At 67.6% G+C, this 17287-nt stretch carries 7 protein-coding genes; 2 read left to right on the forward strand and 5 right to left on the reverse strand.

Annotation, left to right across the window (positions count from 1 at the left end; translation table 11 throughout):
- Positions 1 to 2: 2 nt before the first annotated feature.
- From ACQY7V_RS09060 to ACQY7V_RS09070, 3 genes are all read right to left on the reverse strand, one after another.
- Positions 3 to 614, reverse strand: a complete 612-nt coding sequence (locus tag ACQY7V_RS09060; RefSeq protein WP_184451417.1) for a DUF1788 domain-containing protein — start codon at positions 612 to 614, stop codon at positions 3 to 5.
- Complete coding sequence (locus ACQY7V_RS09065; protein ID WP_184451416.1) at positions 614 to 1216, reverse strand: DUF1819 family protein; 603 nt, start codon at positions 1214 to 1216, stop codon at positions 614 to 616. The genes ACQY7V_RS09060 and ACQY7V_RS09065 overlap by 1 nt, the downstream gene beginning before the upstream one ends.
- Positions 1217 to 2088: 872 nt before the next feature.
- A complete protein-coding gene (locus ACQY7V_RS09070; protein ID WP_428639897.1) occupies positions 2089 to 5181 on the reverse strand; it encodes an exo-alpha-sialidase in 3093 nt (1030 codons plus the stop codon).
- A gap of 313 nt (positions 5182 to 5494) precedes the next feature.
- Here ACQY7V_RS09070 and ACQY7V_RS09075 point away from each other — a divergent pair, with 313 nt between their 5' ends.
- Positions 5495 to 10537 (forward strand): DUF3418 domain-containing protein, encoded by a 5043-nt coding sequence (locus ACQY7V_RS09075; protein WP_428639903.1) that lies wholly within the window; start codon positions 5495 to 5497, stop codon positions 10535 to 10537.
- Positions 10538 to 10562: 25 nt separating this feature from the next.
- On the opposite strand, the gene ACQY7V_RS09080 is transcribed toward ACQY7V_RS09075, so the two are convergent.
- Together ACQY7V_RS09080 and ACQY7V_RS09085 are read right to left on the reverse strand one after the other, a co-directional pair.
- Complete coding sequence (locus ACQY7V_RS09080; protein WP_428639899.1) at positions 10563 to 12773, reverse strand: alpha-galactosidase; 2211 nt, start codon at positions 12771 to 12773, stop codon at positions 10563 to 10565.
- A 43-nt stretch (positions 12774 to 12816) separates the two neighbouring features.
- Positions 12817 to 15564, reverse strand: a complete 2748-nt coding sequence (locus tag ACQY7V_RS09085; RefSeq protein WP_428639901.1) for a glycoside hydrolase family 16 protein — start codon at positions 15562 to 15564, stop codon at positions 12817 to 12819.
- 316 nt (positions 15565 to 15880) lie between these two features.
- Between ACQY7V_RS09085 and ACQY7V_RS09090 the strand changes: the two genes are divergently transcribed.
- Positions 15881 to 17236 carry an ABC transporter substrate-binding protein gene (locus ACQY7V_RS09090; protein ID WP_235362288.1) on the forward strand — a complete coding sequence of 452 codons (1356 nt, stop codon included), beginning with the start codon at positions 15881 to 15883 and terminating at the stop codon, positions 17234 to 17236.
- Positions 17237 to 17287: the final 51 nt, after the last annotated feature.

Here is a 17287-nt window from a genome sequence, read left to right on the forward strand (position 1 = left end):
CGTCAGGCCTCCTGATCAAGAATGCGCTTCGCGCGGTAAAAGGAGTCGTCCTTGAGCCGGCCGAAGAGAACCAGGGCCGACCCCTGAGTCGCCGATACGTCGTATCGGCCGGGGAAGAACATGAGAAGCGGGCGATCCGCAACCGCGGTCTGCAGGTTGTTGAGGACCGTGTGTGAACGGATGAAGGGGAACACCTGCCCGACTCCCGTGAGGAAGAGGATCGTCGGATCTTCGGCGACTACGCGCTCTTTGATCGCAGGAGCAAGGTGCTGCTGCGGGTCGAGCATGTTCTGGAGCAGCTTGAGAAAGTCGCTCTTGTCCATCGTCGGTTCCACATCGAGGACCCGATCCCATACCTTGCGCGCCTTCAGCAGGTCAACGCACAGGTCGTAGAGGTTGATCTCGAGGACGCAGATCCCGTGATCGCTTCTCAGGCGATTCTTCAGACGTCTCACCATCTGCTCGACCTCAAGCTCTTGTGCCGGGTCGTAGTCGTAGACGAAGTGGGCGACCTCGTTTCCCAGTCCCTCCATATTGAGGAAACGCTCGCTCGAGAGCACGCGGTAAAGGTGCTCCTCCTGCTGCGGCAAGGTCAACTGCTTCTCGCTCGGCATCAGGCCTCCTTCGTCGGGAAGAACTGCACATCGGTCGACGGGAGCAGAGCAGCGACGCGCGGTGACAGCATTGCCGTCTGGATCAGCCCCTCCTTCGACAAGAGCCCCGCCTCGGTCATCATCCGGAACACGGTCTGCCGGAGCTTGCCGTAGGTGCGGGGCGTCAGCTCGACGAGCTCCTCATGCCAGAGCGCCTTCTGTCGAACGAAGGAATCGAAGTCCTCGTAGTCGAGCGTTCCGGCGAGCATGAGGAAGCGCTCTCTCAAAACCTCCTCGGCGAACTCGCCGATGAACGCGCTCTGCCTGCACGCCGCCACCCACATGACGTGCGACCGTTCTGCCGCGGTGAGGCCGGGAAGAACGCGGAGTTCCTCGTCCGACAGGACGGCTAATCGCTTGAGAGTCTCTCGCACCATCCGAATGCCCGTGGAGCGAGTTCTCGCCTGGAGGAGGTTCTCCTCGATGGCGATTCGGCGGACGGTCGACCAATCAGGCTGCTCCGCGTAGACGCGCGCGAGAATCTCGGCCTCCCTTTCGAAGAGGCCGCCGACGGTGAAGGACAAGGAGTACCGCTCGGTGGAAGCGGAGCGCTCAGCAGACATGGCTTGCCTCACGGTATGCCCGCCCACACGGCGGAATTCGCCGAATAGTACGGCTCTTCTCCGCTCGGCGCATTGCAGACCTTCCGCATCTTCGACCCGTCCACAGGACTCCTCACGAGGAGGCCAATAGTGAATGTTACGTCACTGATGAAGCCCGCCGCTCGCGAATCCAAATCATCTCCGACGTGCCGCGACCGCCCGGGCTCGCCTCGAGAGGAGCACGCAGCGGCAACTCGCGGACCAGGCCGGGAGTGTCGCGCAGTGGATCAAAGCCGCCGGACTCCCGCCGCCCCGGCCGGACCGTGAGCCCCATCCTCGCTAGACTCTCAGGGTGCCCGACGTCCCCGAACCCCGCCGCCCCCGCCCCCAACGCGACAGCGCCCAAGGCCGAGGCGATTCGCGCCCGAAAGGGAACGGGAACGACTCCGATCGTCCTCTTCAGCCCCGAAAACAGCCACGAGGCCGGGGGCGCGCGCGGGATGAACAGAAGGAATCGTGCAAAGCACCCCGGCGCCCCCGGCACGAACGGGCCCGGGCGTTCCGGCCCTTCACCCCCGAGCAGCTCGCCGAACGGGCCGCCGCGATCCCCGTCATCACCTACCCGGACCAGCCCAGACCCGCGCGTTCGTGGAGGCGACCATGCGACCGCCCGGGTGCTTCATGATCGAGGAGATCGCGGGTTCGCGCACCGAGGATGCCGGATCGGCGGCATCGCGCACGTCGACCCGGCAGTTCGCGAGGTCTTCGGCGAGGGTTCTCGCGATCGCGCCCTCGCCCAGGGCCGTAAGGAATAGGGATCACCTACCCGGATAAGCGCTCCGCACAACGAACCAGGGGGATGGGGCCTCGGCCCCATCCCCCTGAGCGGCGTCTTAGAGAGAGCGCCACCGTCGAAGAACGAACCCTACTCCGAAGAGCATCACGACGGCAGTCGTGAAGATGAGTGGCAGGCTCACCCCAGTTTTGGCGAGTGCGTTCGTCACTTTGACGCGTCCCGTAGTCTCAGCGACATTATCCGTGCTTGCGCCCTTCGTCACGGTTCCGTTTACCTTAGAAGATGCGGGCGGGTTCTCCGATTCGGAAGACACCGTTCCCGAAGGATTCACATCGCGCATGTCGAGTATCAAGGAGATTTCGGCGGCAACCAGGAAGCGAGCATTGTTACCCGAGGAATAGCTGTTCATCGCCATGAAACGCACATAACGGGACTGCACATTCAAAGGAATACGCTGCCAGTCGGCGCTGTCCTGAAGGGTGCCAGTAACGGCCGGCTCCGTCGACCAGGTAGACCCGTCATCAGAGGTGTAGATTCGGAACTCCTTGGCGCGCCCCATGTTGAGTCCTTGGCGAGCGAGGTAGTTCAGAGTTGCCAAACGCGGTTTCTGATCCGCGGGAACATCCGATTCCTTGACCTTCAAGTCGATCCAGTGCCCCGTTTCAGGATCGAACCCGGGACTCGCCCCTTTCCACTGCGTATGCCAGAAGGTCGAGGGGTCTCCATCGACTGCTGCCGAGGCAGGTCCGGAGGGCTTCGCCTCTCCGACGAGTTCCTCGGAGTCCGCATCGCTCACCTCGGGATGCACTTCGGGTCCGGGCGCGGAGTAGACGGAGGTCTGCGCTTCGACGGATCCTCCGTTCCAGGTGACGGGGAAAACCAGATCGACTTTCCCGGGTTCGCCCCGACTGTGCACAGTGAAGGCATATTCGGCGGAGGCGCCGGGAGCAATCGTGTCGACAGGAGAACCCTTCGGGGTGATCGTCAGGCCATCGGCCGCAGCGGAGGCGACATCGACTTCTGTCAACGGATCGGAAGTCGGGTTGGTGACTGCTACCGTCACGATCGTGTCGGCTCCAGGATGAACGGTGGTCGACGAAAGTGAGACCGATGCGTGAACCTTCAAGCACTGATCTCCGACCCAGTTCATCGTGAAGTTGCGGTACCAAATGCCCCCGTAGTTCTCATCCTCGCTGAGCAGCCCGATCGTTCCATTCTTCTGAACGGCGATCGTCGTGTATCCGACGAAGCTCTCATTGAACACGCGACTCGATACCCACGATGCCCCGTCATCACAGGACATCGAAATAGTGCCTCGGTCGCGCGACCACGCAACAGGGTTCGGGGAATGGGACAGCAAGAGGATTCTCGCTCGGGGATCGCTCGGCTCGGCATTGGGGAAGGCCCGAATGATCTGAGCGTTATCGACGGAATCGGGAAGACTCGTGTCGGAATGGAGGCCGCTCCAGGTCTGCCCGCCGTCGGACGAGATCGCGACCTTGCGGAATCCGGAACCGTCGGAGACTCGCGAGTTGAGCATGAGCGTGCCATCGGAGAGCTCGACGACCTTGTTCTCATCCATTCCCGTACCTACGGGTTCGCCGACTCTCCAGGTTTCGCCATGATCGTCGGAGTAGACCGAAACGGCGCGGATCTGCTCGCTGGTGGTCTTGATCGTGTACTGCTGGACGAGACGACCGGCGTGGGGACCGTGATGGATCTGGATGCCCTGCCCTGAGGCGGCGAAACGCGCTTTCCAAGACGGATCAGCCGTAATATCGGCGGTGATGGTCCTGTGCGTCCACGTCCAACCGTTGTCCCTGGAGGTGGAGACCTCGGCTTGAACCACAGAGCGATCATCGTGATCGGAACCGGTATGGGACCCCGGCCACCCCTCATCGTAGGACTTGACGTGGAAGTTGAAGATCGTTCCGGTTTCGTTGTCGACAACGTAGCTGGGATCCGAATAACCGACCTTCGCGCCCGTCTCAACGCCCTTGTGGATGTAGCGAGGCTCCGACCATGTTTTCCCGCCGTCAACGGAACGCAATTGGACGATGTGGTTCGGATTGGGTGAATCCCCGCCATTGTTCCCATTATCGGTCGGCCGTTCATCGTAGGCGACGAGCAGATCACCATTGGGGGCAGTGGCGATCGCGGGGATTCTGTACTTGTCGGTCGCTGTGTTGGACACGAGGCGCTGTGCGTCGCTCAGCGACGCGGGTAGTGAGACGTCCACGTCGGGCGCAGGTGCGGGAAGCGCATTCGGATGGTCGACAGCGACTTCGAGAGGCTCGCCGGAAACAGCGAGGGTCTGAAGCTCGGCTCCGGTATCGTCAGTCGCCTTCAGCGTGATGGATGGGTTCCATTTTCCTGCATCAGCATCGGCCTGGGTGATCGTGTGGCTCAGTGGCTTGCAGTTGTAGACGGCTCCCGCTCCCGGAACGAGGTTCTTCCAGTTGCACTGCGCGGCCAGATCGTCGAATGACGAATCGATGGCCGCGACATTGATGACCTTGTCGAAGACCGAACGCACACGCACCGTGTAGGTGGCTACGTCGCCGACCGTGTAGGAACTCTTCGGATCATCGAGGCTGATCGACTCGACTTTGATGGCTGCTCGGGTGATCGGCGCTTTCTCACCGCTGATCTCCTCGGGGGTATTGAGAACTGGCCCCGCGTAGCCGACCTCCTTGATCTCATAGACGATCTTCGGGGTGAATCCGCCTGCCGCGATATCATCGGCAGTCACCGTATGGGTAGCCAACCCCGTGCAGTCGGTTTTGGCGACTCCTGCCGGAATGTTGCGCCACCGGCACTTGTCGATACCCCCCGACAGATTCGTGGAGACCGGCACGAAAGAGCGGGCTTCAGTACCCGTGTTCTTCACGACGACATCGAAGTGCATGATGTCGCCGATGGTGTAAAGGCCGTCAGCGGGGGCGTTCACCTGGGTGATCGTGATGTCCGCAAGGCCATCGGATGTCGGGCTCGCTTGGACGGGCACCTGGATCAGGGCGACACCGCCTATGGCGAGCACCACCGTTGACAGAGCAGCGACCGAATGCCGCGGGGAAGGGGACGTCCTCGTCCTCATACGGTTTCCCTTCGTGATGTGAGGCTTCTTTGCCTCAAGACAAGACAGACAAATATGTCTGACAACTTCTAGACTAATCGACACCCCTACCATTCACAAGGCATTGGGCAGAAGACTTCGACGACCGCATTCCCTCGGGCAAAGGGCCCGCTAGACTTGTCGGGTGCCCCACTCGCCCGACTCCCCGTACCCCGGCGGTCCCCACGACCACGCCGAGGAACACGGCAAGGCGCACCCCACCGCAGACCAGCAGCACGAGCGAAGGCGACACGGGCACTCCGGAGCCACAGCCAGCACGGACGCAAGCACAGGTCCGGCACACGAGCGAGCGCAAAGCGAACACAGGAAACGACAGTCCAATCGGCGAGGCCGCCCCCACGAAGGCAAGCAGAGGAACAGCGCCGGAATCGAGCAGCATCCCCGCCCCCGCCGCACCCGGCGCCCCCGGCACGAACGGGCCCGGGCGTTCCGGCCCTTCACCCCCGAGCAGCTCGCCGAACGGGCCGCCGCGATCCCCGTCATCACCTACCCGGACCTGCCCGTTTCCGCGCGCCGCGAGGAGATCGCCGAGGCGATCCGCACCCACCAGGTCACGATCGTCTCGGGCGAGACCGGCTCGGGCAAGACGACTCAGCTGCCGAAGATCTGCATGCAGCTCGGCCGGGGCGTCACGGGAATGATCGGGCACACCCAGCCGCGCCGCATCGCCGCCCGCTCCGTCGCCGAGCGCATCGCCGAGGAGCTCGGCCAGACGCTCGGCCGCGAGGCCGGTCAGGTCGTCGGCTACCAGGTGCGCTTCACCGACGAGGTCGGGCCGACGACCCTCGTCAAGCTCATGACCGACGGCATCCTCCTCGCCGAGATCCAGGCCGATCCGCTCCTGCGCCGCTACGACACGCTCATCATCGATGAGGCCCACGAGCGCAGCCTCAACATCGACTTCATCCTCGGCTACCTCGCGCGCCTCCTGCCCGCCCGGCCCGACCTCAAGGTCATCATCACCTCCGCGACGATCGACTCGGCCCGATTCGCCGAGCACTTCGGGCGCTGGGAGGGGACCCCCGGGCGCGGGGCACTGCTCGAGCCGGCGCCCGTCATCGAGGTCTCGGGCCGGACCTATCCGGTCGAGATCCGCTACCGGCCGCTGGCCCCCGATGTCATCTCCGCATACTCGACCTCGACGCCGAGGGGTGCGAGCGATTCGGACCCCTCGGTCGGCGCTCAGGCCCCGGGCGTTCCCGGCAGCGCCCCCGAGTCGCCTCGTTTAGCGGATGCGCCCGGCCCCGCCCCCGTCGACCAGTCCGGCTCCGAGCAGCTCGTCCTCGAAGACCCCGACGACGAGCTCCCGAGCCTCGGTTACGGCCTCGGCGAGGAGATCGACGTCGAGACCGCGATCTGCGACGCCGTCGATGAGCTGTGCGCCGAAGGCGAGGGGGACATCCTCGTCTTCCTGCCCGGTGAGCGCGACATCCGCGACACCGAGCAGGCCCTCCTCGACCACCTCGGCCCGAGGGGCGTGCGCGCAGGCGAAACGAAGGGCGCCCGCCCGACCGACATCGAGATCGTCCCCCTCTTCGCGCGCCTGTCGGCCGCTGAGCAGCACCGCGTCTTCGAGGAGCACCGTCTCCGCCGCGTCGTCCTCGCGACGAACGTCGCCGAGACCTCGCTCACCGTGCCGGGGATCCGCTACGTGATCGACCCCGGGCTCGCGCGCATCTCGCGCTACTCGAATCGGACGAAGGTCCAGCGCCTCCCCATCGAGCCCGTCTCGCAGGCGAGCGCGAATCAGAGGGCCGGGCGCTGTGGCCGCGTCGCCGACGGCATCGCGATCCGCCTCTACTCCCAGCGCGACTACGAAGGGCGCCCCCGCTACACCGAGCCCGAGATCCTGCGCACCTCGCTCGCCTCCGTGATCCTCCAGATGGCGGCCCTCGGCCTCGGCTCGGTCGAGGACTTCCCCTTCCTCGATGCGCCCGAGCGGCGCGCGGTCCGAGACGGCATCGCAGCCCTCGTCGAGATCGGGGCGCTGGCCGCGGACGAGGGCGGGCGCGGCATGGATCACCGTCTCACCCGGATCGGGCGCGAACTCGCGCGCCTGCCCATCGACCCCAGGCTCGGCCGCATCCTCCTCGAGGGCGACGCGAACGGCTGCGCATCCGAGGTCCTCGTCATCGTCGCCGCCCTGTCGATCCAGGACGTCCGCGAGCGCCCCCTCGACCATCAGCAAGCGGCCGACGCCGCGCACGCGCGCTTTTCCGATCCGCGTTCGGACTTCATCACCTACCTCAATCTCTGGCGCTACCTCGAGGTCCAGTCCCGCGACCTGTCGGGTTCGCAGTTCCGCAGGATGTGCCGGGCTGAATTCCTCCACTACCTGCGGTACCGCGAGTGGAGGGACGTGGTCGTCCAGCTCCGCCAGATGGCGCGCCCCCTGGACCTCGACGTTCATCCGATCGATCTGCCCGCGCCCGGCGACGTCATCGAAGCCGCGCAGTCGGGCGGGGTGAAGGACGCCGCAGCCCGCGCGGCCGTCTCCTTCACCGCCTCGTCGAGGACGGTCGACGCGGACGAGATCCACCGTTCGATGCTCGTCGGGCTCCTCTCCAACCTCGGCTCCTGGGATGAGGCGAAGCGCGAGTACCGGGGGGCGCGCGGCACGCGCTTCACGATCTGGCCGGGCTCGGGCCTGTCCCGCTCGCATCCGGCGTGGGTGATGACGGCCGAGCTCGTCGAGACTTCGCGCCTCTTCGCGCGCACGGTCGCCCGGATCGATCCGGCGTGGATCGAGCCCCTGGCCGGGCCGCTCCTCACTCGCGTGTACTCCGAGCCCTTCTGGTCCTCGGCCAAGGGGGCTGCGATGGTGAAGGAGAAGGTCCTCCTCTACGGGCTGACGATCAGTGCGGATCGTCCGGTGCTGCTCGGCCGCCTCGGCGAGCGGGTGATCGATGAGGATGCGACGCGGGCTCCTCGGCTCGTCACCGCGGGGAGCCTCGCGGGGATCGCGCAGGGCCTGCTCGGTGTCGGAGAGGAGGCCCGTTCCGCTCGTCAGATCGGCTCGGTCGGCCGCGACTTCCTCGCGATGGCGCTCGCGGCGGGGCTCGATCCCGGTGACGAGGCCGGGGCGGCGTTTTCCGCCTCGGCGTCTTCCGCTCCCGCCCGTCCCGACATCCCGGACCCAGCGGACGCCCCCGCCCGCTCTGACGCCCCCGACGGCGCGAGGACCCCCGTGAGCCCAAACGCCCCGGAAGCCGCGGATACGTCATCGGGCGCTCGAGCCGACGCACCGGCCTCGACCGCCGAAACGCCCTCGCAGGCCCTCCTCCCCTCCCGCCTCACCGCCCGGGAACTCGCCCGCGACATGTTCATCCGCCACGCCCTCGTCGAGGGCGAATGGCGCGAACGCCACCGCTTCCAGGCCCGCAACGCCGAACTCCTCGAACAGGCCCGGGAGGTCGAACGCCGCTCGCGCACGCACGGACTCGTCGCCGACGAGGAGGCGCGCTTCCGCTTCTTCGACGACATCCTCCCCGAGGGCATCGTCTCCGCCGCCCACTTCAACCGCTGGTGGAAACGCGAACGCGAGCAGCGCCCGGAGCTCCTCACCTACACCGAACGCCTCCTCCTGCCGCGCGGCATCGGCGAGGACGCTGCCGGATTCCCCGACACGTGGCACTCCGGCGACCTCGAACTCGGCCTGTCCTACGCCTTCACCCCCGGATCGGAGCGCGACGGCGTCACCCTCACGATCCCCGTCGAGGCGCTGCCGCGCGTGAGCGACGAGGGCGCCGATTGGCTGGTCCCCGGCATGCGCGAGGAGCTCATCACAGAGACGATCCGCGCCCTCCCGAAGGCGAAGCGCCGGCTCCTCGCTCCCGCCCCCGAGGTCGCTCACCAGGCGAACGAGTGGATGGACAGGGCGATCGCCGGCGCGCTCGGCCCCTCCGAATCGACTACAGCCGCGCCCCTCTCCCATGATGAGGCGCCCGATCCGACGAGCCTGTCGGCGGCGATGGATCGCCTCGCCCGCTGGGGGGCCTCGACCGGCGTCGCGACGCGCAAGGCCCCCGGCTCGGCGCCCACGCCCCCCGCAGTCCCCTCCGGGCCTTCTCCGGCCCCGCCCTCGTCGACCGCCGGAGCGCCCGACGCGTCGATCGACTGGTCGGTCAAGAGGCCCTCCTTCTCCAGGGCCTTCGCCGATGCGATGCGGATCCTGCGCGGCGTCGAGCTCAGCGAGACGGACCTCGCGCACGCGCGCGCCCGACTGCCCGCCCACCTCCTCATGACCTTCAGCGTCGTCGACTCCGCCGGGAAGGAGCTCGGAGCGGGCACCGACCTCGTCCACCTCCAGCACAGGCTCGCCAAGTCCGCCGACGCGGCCGTGCGCAAGGCCGTTCGCGGGGCGGTCGCCGAAGCGATGATCGACGCCGCAACGTCCGGGGGCCGAGGGCGGGGCCGCACTTGCGATCCGGCCGGGAAGAAGGGGGGCGAGCGCCCCGAGAAGGCTCGGCGCGACCAGAAGCGGAGCGCCCCCGAGGGCCTTCACCTCGACGCCCTCGCCGCCTTCCCCGCCGCGCCGCTCCCCCGCTCGATCGATTCGCCGGGCGAGTCGATGACCCTGCGCGGCTTCCCCGCGCTCGTCGCCCAGGGGTCGGCGGCTGAGCCTGCGGCGGGCGTGCGCGTCATGGCGAACGCCCAGGAGGCCGATCGTCATCATCGCGAGGGCCTCGCCCGGCTCCTCCTCCTGCGCGTGAGGCTCCCGCGGACGCGGGTCACGACCCGGTGGACCGGCCGTCAGGCCCTCATGCTCGCCGCCTCGCCCTATCCGGATACGCCCGCCCTCGTCGATGACGCCCAGCTCGCCTCCGCCCTCGCCCTCGTCGATGAGCTCTGCGCAGAGCGCGGACCCGGGTCGATCCGCGACGCCGAATCCTTCGAGGCGCTCGTCGCGCGCGCCCGCGATCTCCACGAGGACAGGGTCCACGCCCTCCTCGGGCACGTGGTGCGCGCATTGGAGGCCCAGTCCGAGGTCGCCGACCGGCTCGCCTCTCATGCGGAGAAATCGATGCGCGAGGTCGTCGGCGATGTCCGCCGCACCGTCGACGCCCTGCTCGCACCCGGTTTCGTGTCGGGCACTCCCGCCTACGCGCTGCCGCATCTGGCTCGCTACCTGCGCGCGGGCGCGATCCGCATCGACCGGGCCTCCGCTTCGCCGGGCGCGCTCGATCGCGACCTCGCCGACATGGACCGCATTCACGAACTCCTCGAGCGGATCTCCGCCGCGCGCGCCGAGTTCGACCGCCGCCCCTACGACGCGCGCGCCGATGCGGAGCTCACCCGAGCGCGCTGGCTCGTCGAGGAGCTCCGGGTCTCCTGCTTCGCCCAGACGCTCGGCACGCCGAACAAGGTGTCCTTCAAGCGGGTCGCCTCACTCATCGAGCAGGCGTCGTAGCCGAACTCCCCCGCCGCCCGCGCCCCTACGGCTGCTCGTCGCCGAGCTTTTCGACCTCGATGAGCACCGCCGAACCGGGGAGGAGGTGCGGGGGCCGGATCCCCCACTGGGCGAGAACCCCGCCGGGGAGGCGGATGCCCTCCTCGTTCCACCATTCGAGGGGCCCGAGCGCGGACGGGTTCATGAGCCGGGCGTACATTTCGGGCCGGCCGTGGGGGCGGACGCGGTACAGCCCGCGCGGGTCGAGGCCGGGGAGGCGGATGAGCTCGTAGGGGTAGTGCTGCGAGGTCGTCAGGGCCGCGAAGCGCCAGAGGGAGCGCCTGCCGCCCGGGAGGAGGAGTCCCGTGACGCGCACCGCCGGATCCGCGCAATCGACGTGGACGAGTTCGCATCCTTTCGGGCGCGCGTCCTTGTACAGGCTCACCCATGCGCGAAGCTGTTCGAGGTCAGCGGGGTCGGCGTCGAGGAGGTTCCACTCGACTCCCAGGTGCCCGGTCAGGGCCGCTGCGGCCCGCGTCGCGAGCGCGGTGGCCCGCCCCGTCATGTGCGAGGGCGATTGGGCGATGTGCGCGCCGATCATCTCGGGCGGGACGAGGAGCGAAGTGCCGCGCTGGATGTCGATCCTCTCCAGAGGATCGGTGCAGTCCGAGGCCCACACCCGGTCGGTGCGCGCGAGGATCCCCAGGTCGATGCGCCCCCCGCCTGAGGCGCAGGATTCGATTTCCAGCCCGGGGCGGCGTTCTTTCAGCTCGTCGAGGAGCCGGTAAAGGGCCGCGGTTTGCGCGTGGACGGCCGGCCGTCCGCTCGCCGGGGAGATCGCTTCGAGGACGAAGCGGTTGTGGTCCCATTTCAGGTAGTCGATCCCCTCGTCGGCGACGAGGGCGGACAGGGTTTCGACGAGGTGGTCGAAGGCCTCCGGGTTCGTCAGATCGAGCACCTGCTGGTGGCGGCCTTCGAGGGGGAGGCGGGCGGCGTTCGGGCGCAGGATCCAATCGGGGTGCGCCTCGGCGAGCAGGGAGCGCGGGCTGATCATCTCGGGCTCCACCCACAGCCCGAACTCCATGCCGAGGGCGTGGACGAGGTCGGAGAGGGGGCGCAGGCCCTCGGGCCACACTCCGGTGTCGACACTCCAGTCGCCCAGGGCGCTCGTGTCGTCGCGTCGGCCGGTGAACCAGCCGTCGTCCACGACGAAGCGTTCGACGCCGATCTGGGCGCCGAGGCGGGCCAGGCGCATCATCTTGTCGATGTCGTGGTCGTAGTAGAGGGCCTCCCAGGTGTTGAGGGTGACGGGCCGCGGGCGCTGGGAGAACCCGGGGTGGAGCTCGCGCAGGTGCGCGTGGAAACGGGAGGCGAGCGCGTTCGTCCCCTCGCCCCAGGAGGCGAAGAGCTCCGGCGTCTCGTAGCTCTGCTCGGGGCCCAGGCGGACTTCGCCTCCCAGGAGGAGTTCTCCTGCGCCGATGAATCCCCGCGTCGCGGGGGTGCGCACTGCGAAGTGCACCCCGTTGCCGCTCCAGGCGAGGTGGACGGCGCGTTGGGCGCCCGTCTCCCAGCCCGCTCCGCTTCGCGCGGCGATCAGCGCGCTCGTCGAGTCGAAGTCCGGTCGGCCGACCCAGGTCTCCTTCGCGAAGAGGCCGTCGACGAAAGCATGCGTTTGCATCGAGCGTTCCCGCAGGTGATGACCTGTTTGAGAGAGGATCTCATCGTGGTCTGCGGGCACGGGCACGCCGAGCCACAGCCGCTCCACCTCCAGCTCGGCATCGCAGCGGTTCGTGATCGTCGCCCGCAGGCGGACCAGGCCCGAGGCTTCGACTCCGATCCGGAAGGCGAGGGAGAGCCCCGCCTCGGGGTCCTCGGCCTCGATGAGGCACGAGGACCCTTCGGCGAGGGTCTCCCGGAGCAGGAATTTCGGGAAGATTTCGATGCCCCGGCGCCGCAGGGAGAGCATCGGAGTCCCCGTCCATCCCTCCGACTGCGTGGGGAGGATGCTCGGCGATTCGGAGGCGTCAACGCCGGCGGACATGATCTGAGCGCCGACCGCGGCCAGGATGTCCCGGCCCGGGTCGCCCCCTTCGCCTCCCGTCTCCTGCGCGTCGCCGAGGTCCTCCCCCCAGTAGGCGATCCTCGGGAGAGCATCGCCGTCGAGGGCGAGGACGAGTTCGGTCGCGGCCGTTCGCCGCTCGGAGCGCGCTTCGCGCTCGCGGGCGGGTCGGCGGAGCCGGATGTGGGAACGGGGCATGTCCTTCACCTGTTCTGTCGGGGTGATCGGGGGGCGGGGTTTTTCACGAGCGGAGGCGACGCAGGAGGGCGCCCGCGCCCAGGAGGAGGAGGGCTCCTCCGGCGATCCCCATCGCGGTCGAGCCGGTGCGCGCCAGCGAGGCCGATCCGGCCTCTGCCTGCACGGCCTTGGTCTTGCCGACGCGCACCTCCGGGAGCGAGGGCGCGGCGGGCCGCTCGTCGGACGGTGAGGGCTCGTGCGGGGCCGGGGGCTCTGCTCCGCCTCCGTTCGGGGGCGCGGCGGGCTCCTCGGGCGAGGGCGCGGCGGGCCGGCGTTGGAGCATCGTCACCTTGGCGAGTTGAACGTCCTGCGCCCCCGGGGCGGCCTTGTCTCCGGCGCTGCGCGCCGTGCTCGCGGAGCGGGGGAAGACGATCTTCACGAAGCGCGTGTCTTCGGGAAGACCGCGCACGTCGTAGGTGGTGCGCGCGAAGGCGGGATGGGGTTCGACGAAGTTGTCGACCGTCGTCGCCGTGGCAGGCTCCCAGTTCTTCCCGTCGGCGGAGCGCCATACGGAGAAGTCGTATCGGCCCTCCGCCCCCTCGCGGATCGAGTGCCCGTGGGGCATGTCCTTGAGGGTGTCGTTCGCGTGCTCGAGGGTGCGGTGGTAGGCGGTGAGGTGGACGTCGCGGACTCCGGGGACCTCGTAGACGAGGGACTGCTCGCCCCGCGCCCCGTCGGCGACGGCGAGCCTGCTCGTCTCGTAGCGGGGCTGGCCGCCGTAGAAGAAGTTGTCCTTGTCCTCGTGCGGCGCGCTCCCGTCGCTCAGGGCGACGAGGCCCTCACTGCGGGAGGAGGGGCGGATCGAGTAGTCCCCCGAGGCGCCTCCTTCGGCGAGGTCATCGAAGCGGACGAGGTCTTGGTCCTTCGTCTGATAGACGCGCACCCAGTCGATGAGGAAGTCGCTGGATTGCTTGGTCCGTTGGCGCGTCGTGTCGACGTTGCCGACCCATCCCCCGTTGACCTGCGTTTCGAGGATCGGGAACATCGGGCGCGAGTGCATGCCGTCCAGGTCCGCGCCGGCCGTCGTCGAATGGACGCGCTTGCCGTCGATGTACCAGGTGATCCTCTCGGGGGACCATTCGACTTCGAAGACGTGGAAGTCCTGGCTCCAGGCGACGGGCGAGACTTCGGCCCGACCGTCCGAGCCCTTGTTGAGTCCGAGGATCCCGTAGTGGTTCGTGGTCCACGCGTTCCACGGCTCCTGGCCGAGGTATTCGAGGACGTCGATCTCATCGTGCCCGGTCTCGTCCTGGGCGAGCATCCAGATCGCGGGCCAGATCCCCTGGCTGTCGTTGGGCTTGGCGCGCACGGCCATCCGGCCGTTCTCGAAGGAGAACTTGTTCTTCGTCTCGACGCGTCCGGAGGACCAGGTGACCTTGTCGCTGAGGGTCTCGTTCCCGTAGCGGTCCCAGTGGACGGCGTCGAGGAGGTCCTTCGTCGTGCCGTGGTTGCGGGTCTGAATCGCGAGGTAGGACTCGCCGTCCTTCTTCTCGATCCTCACGGCGCCCCGGTTGTAGACGGCGCCGTGGTTGGCCATCCCGTCGATGATGTTCCATTTGGCCTCGTCGACGGCCTCTCCGTCGAATTCGTCGTTCCAGACGAGTTCGGAGTACTGCGAGGCCGGGGGCGTGTAGGCGGGGGCGGCCTCGTCGTAGGAGGAGCCGGTGCCCCAGATCTCGATTTCGCGGTACTTCGTCGCAGAGGCCGCGTCCTTCTCGACTGTGAAGCGGACGGCGCGCCCGCTGATCTCCATTCCGTCGAGATCGATCACGATCGGGGAGTGTTCGACGCGGGCGTCGGTCTTCGAGTAGACGACGCGGCCCTGCGGGACCGAGGCCGCTGCGCGCACGTCGACCGTGATCTTCCGGTAGTCCCCGGGTTCGAGGGCGAGCGAGATCTTCGAGAGGCGGTAGGAGTTCCGGTATTCGAATTGGAGCCATTGCTCGCCGAGGCCGTTGTGGACGGCGGGCGGGCCGTCGAGGGTCCCGTCGGAGATCGCCGCGATGTTGTCCGGATCGAGGCCGTAGACGTAGGGGACCCTGCCGAGTGCGAGGTTGCGCGGCTCTTCCGTCTCGGGGACTTCCTCCCCCTCCTTGGCGGTCGCGAGGACTTCGATCTCACGGAATCCGACGCCGTTGGAGTAGCCGGACCATGCGCCGTTGAAGTTCTCGATGAAATGGCCCTTCTGCCAGACGCGCAGGTATCGGGCGCTGATCGGGCCCTTGGCGGGTTCGACGGTCTGCGGGGCGTATTGGGCCTCGCGCGTCTCGCGATGATCGGCGGTGTCGAAGAGCACCGTCGCAGAGGCGAAGTCGAGGCTGTCCGAGACCTCGACCTTGACGTTCTTGAAGGTCGAGGCGGCTGCGGGGTATCCGTTGCGGAAGAGGCGGATCTTCGCGATGTCGCGGGGTTCACCGAGGTCGTATTGGAGGTAGACGTCCTGCCAGTCGTTGAAGCCGTTGAGTTGGGCCGGGTCGCCGCTCTCCCTCCCGGCGAGGATCTTCGTGACGTTCGCGTCGTCGGAGACGAAGCCGGTGTCGCCGTCGGTGGCGGCTTCCGGGTGGAGGATCGCGACTTGCGGAGCGGTGGAGTCGCCGTCTCCGTGGAGAAGAGTCGCGTTCGTCGTCGGCGTCTTGCCGAGCAGGACGTTGACGAGCGGGGGCTCGGCGGCCGAGGAGGCGGCCGGCAGCGCAGTGAGGAGGAGGGAGAGGCCTGCGATGGCCGCGAGGATCGGTTTGGGGGGTGTGGTCATTGAGTCGTTCCTTCAGCCGGGCGGACATCGTTGTCCGTGCGATTCCGAAGCGGTCGCCGCAGCGCTTCCCCGAGAGGAGGAGTGCGGGCAGCGACGCGCGGTAACGATACCAAGACTTTCTGCCAGTTGGCTATATGCGGTGTCATGAACTTGCAATCAAGCCATTTTCCAGTAATGGCATTGCATGAAATCGGTACCACTGTTATCGTCCTGACACGGCAGCGCTTCCCGTTGCGAGAAGCGCTCCGAAAGTCATCACCGGCACTCGCCGCTCCGATCCCGGTTGCGTCGAGTCCCCTTCAAGGAAGAAGGCCCCATGACGCGCCACCGTCTCGCGCCAGCATTCGCTGCGCTCCTCCTCACCGGCACCGCCCTTCTCGGCGCCTGCTCCAACCCCGCCGCGACCACCGACTCCTCGAGCTCCTCCGGCTCGGCGAGCACGGAGCGCTGGCCCAACGCCACCGCCCCCCTGAACGGCACCACTTTGAAGATCTGGGCCGCGCAGACCTCCAACAAGATCCCCACCAAGGTCATCGAGGACTTCGAGAAGGCCACCGGCGGCAAGGTCGAGGTCGTCACCGTCCCCGACAACTACGAATCCAACGTCCAGACGAAGATCGCCACGGGCGAGCGCCCGGACCTCCTCTTCTGGCAGCCCGTCCGCTCGACCCTCGCCGGCTTCGTCGCACAGGACCTCCTCCAGGACCTCGAGGGCGCCCCCTGGGTGGACGACTACGCGGACGGGATCGCCGACGCCGGAGGCACCTACGACGGCAAGCGCTACGCCGCACTCATCTCCTCCCCCGACGTCGAGGGCATCTACTACAACAAGAAGGTCTTCGAAGCCGCCGGGATCACCGAACTGCCCGTCGGATGGGACCAGTTCATCGACACCGCGAAGAAGATCAAGGCCGCGAACGTCCCCGGGGTCGAATCCCCCCTCTTCGAAATGGCCGGCTCGCAGTGGGGCACCCAGTGGGCCGTCAACATCCAGCTCGCCGAGGCCGCGAAGGACGGCCTCTGGGACCGCATCAACACGAACAAGGACTCCTTCACCGGACCTGATGTCCTCGGCGCGATCGAGGCCTACAAGGCGATGTTCGATGAAGGCCTCTACAACGCCGACGCCGGCTCGGCCAAGGACACCGAGCAGTCCGCCGCCCTCTGGGAGGGCAAGACCGCGATGATCATCCAGGCCAACGGCACCTTCAACGCGATCGCCGCCCTCGCGGGCAACGACAAGGCGGCCCTGGACGAGACCATCGGCTTCTTCCCCCTCTCCAAGAAGGGCTCGATCGGCACCTCGATCCCCCAGCAGACCGGCGGCGTCGTCGCCTTCAAGACCGGGGATTCCGCCCGCGAGGCCGCCGCACGGCAGTTCCTCAACTTCTGGATGTCCGAGGGCTACAAGGCCTTCGTCAACGATCAGAACATCGTGTCCGTCCTCAAGTCGGTCGACAGCCCCGACACCGTCCCGCAGGCCCTCCTCGACTCCGCGGCCTCCCTCAAGGACGCCGTCGGCTCCATGCAGTCGCAGGCGATCGCCAACCCCGATCTGTACCTCAACCTCGCGAACATGGTGAACGGAGCCGTCACCCCCGCCGAAGCCGCGAAGGCGACGCAGGACCAGTTCGCAGAACTCGCGAAGGCGCAGGGAGCCCCCGGCTTCTGAACCCGCTGCGAAGCACGCGCCGGGGCGGACGGGTGCCCGTCCGCCCACTGT

Source organism: Schaalia sp. (assembly GCF_050312375.1).
Taxonomy (GTDB): domain Bacteria; phylum Actinomycetota; class Actinomycetes; order Actinomycetales; family Actinomycetaceae; genus Pauljensenia; species Pauljensenia hyovaginalis.

Coding starts and splice junctions, on each gene's coding strand:
- ACQY7V_RS09060 (WP_184451417.1), bottom strand. CDS start 614: ATGCCGAGCGAGAAGCAGTTGACCTTGCCGCAGCAGGAGGAGCACCTT.
- ACQY7V_RS09085 (WP_428639901.1), bottom strand. CDS start 15,564: ATGACCACACCCCCCAAACCGATCCTCGCGGCCATCGCAGGCCTCTCC.
- ACQY7V_RS09080 (WP_428639899.1), bottom strand. CDS start 12,773: ATGCCCCGTTCCCACATCCGGCTCCGCCGACCCGCCCGCGAGCGCGAA.
- ACQY7V_RS09090 (WP_235362288.1), top strand. CDS start 15,881: ATGACGCGCCACCGTCTCGCGCCAGCATTCGCTGCGCTCCTCCTCACC.
- ACQY7V_RS09065 (WP_184451416.1), bottom strand. CDS start 1,216: ATGTCTGCTGAGCGCTCCGCTTCCACCGAGCGGTACTCCTTGTCCTTC.
- ACQY7V_RS09070 (WP_428639897.1), bottom strand. CDS start 5,181: ATGGTAGGGGTGTCGATTAGTCTAGAAGTTGTCAGACATATTTGTCTG.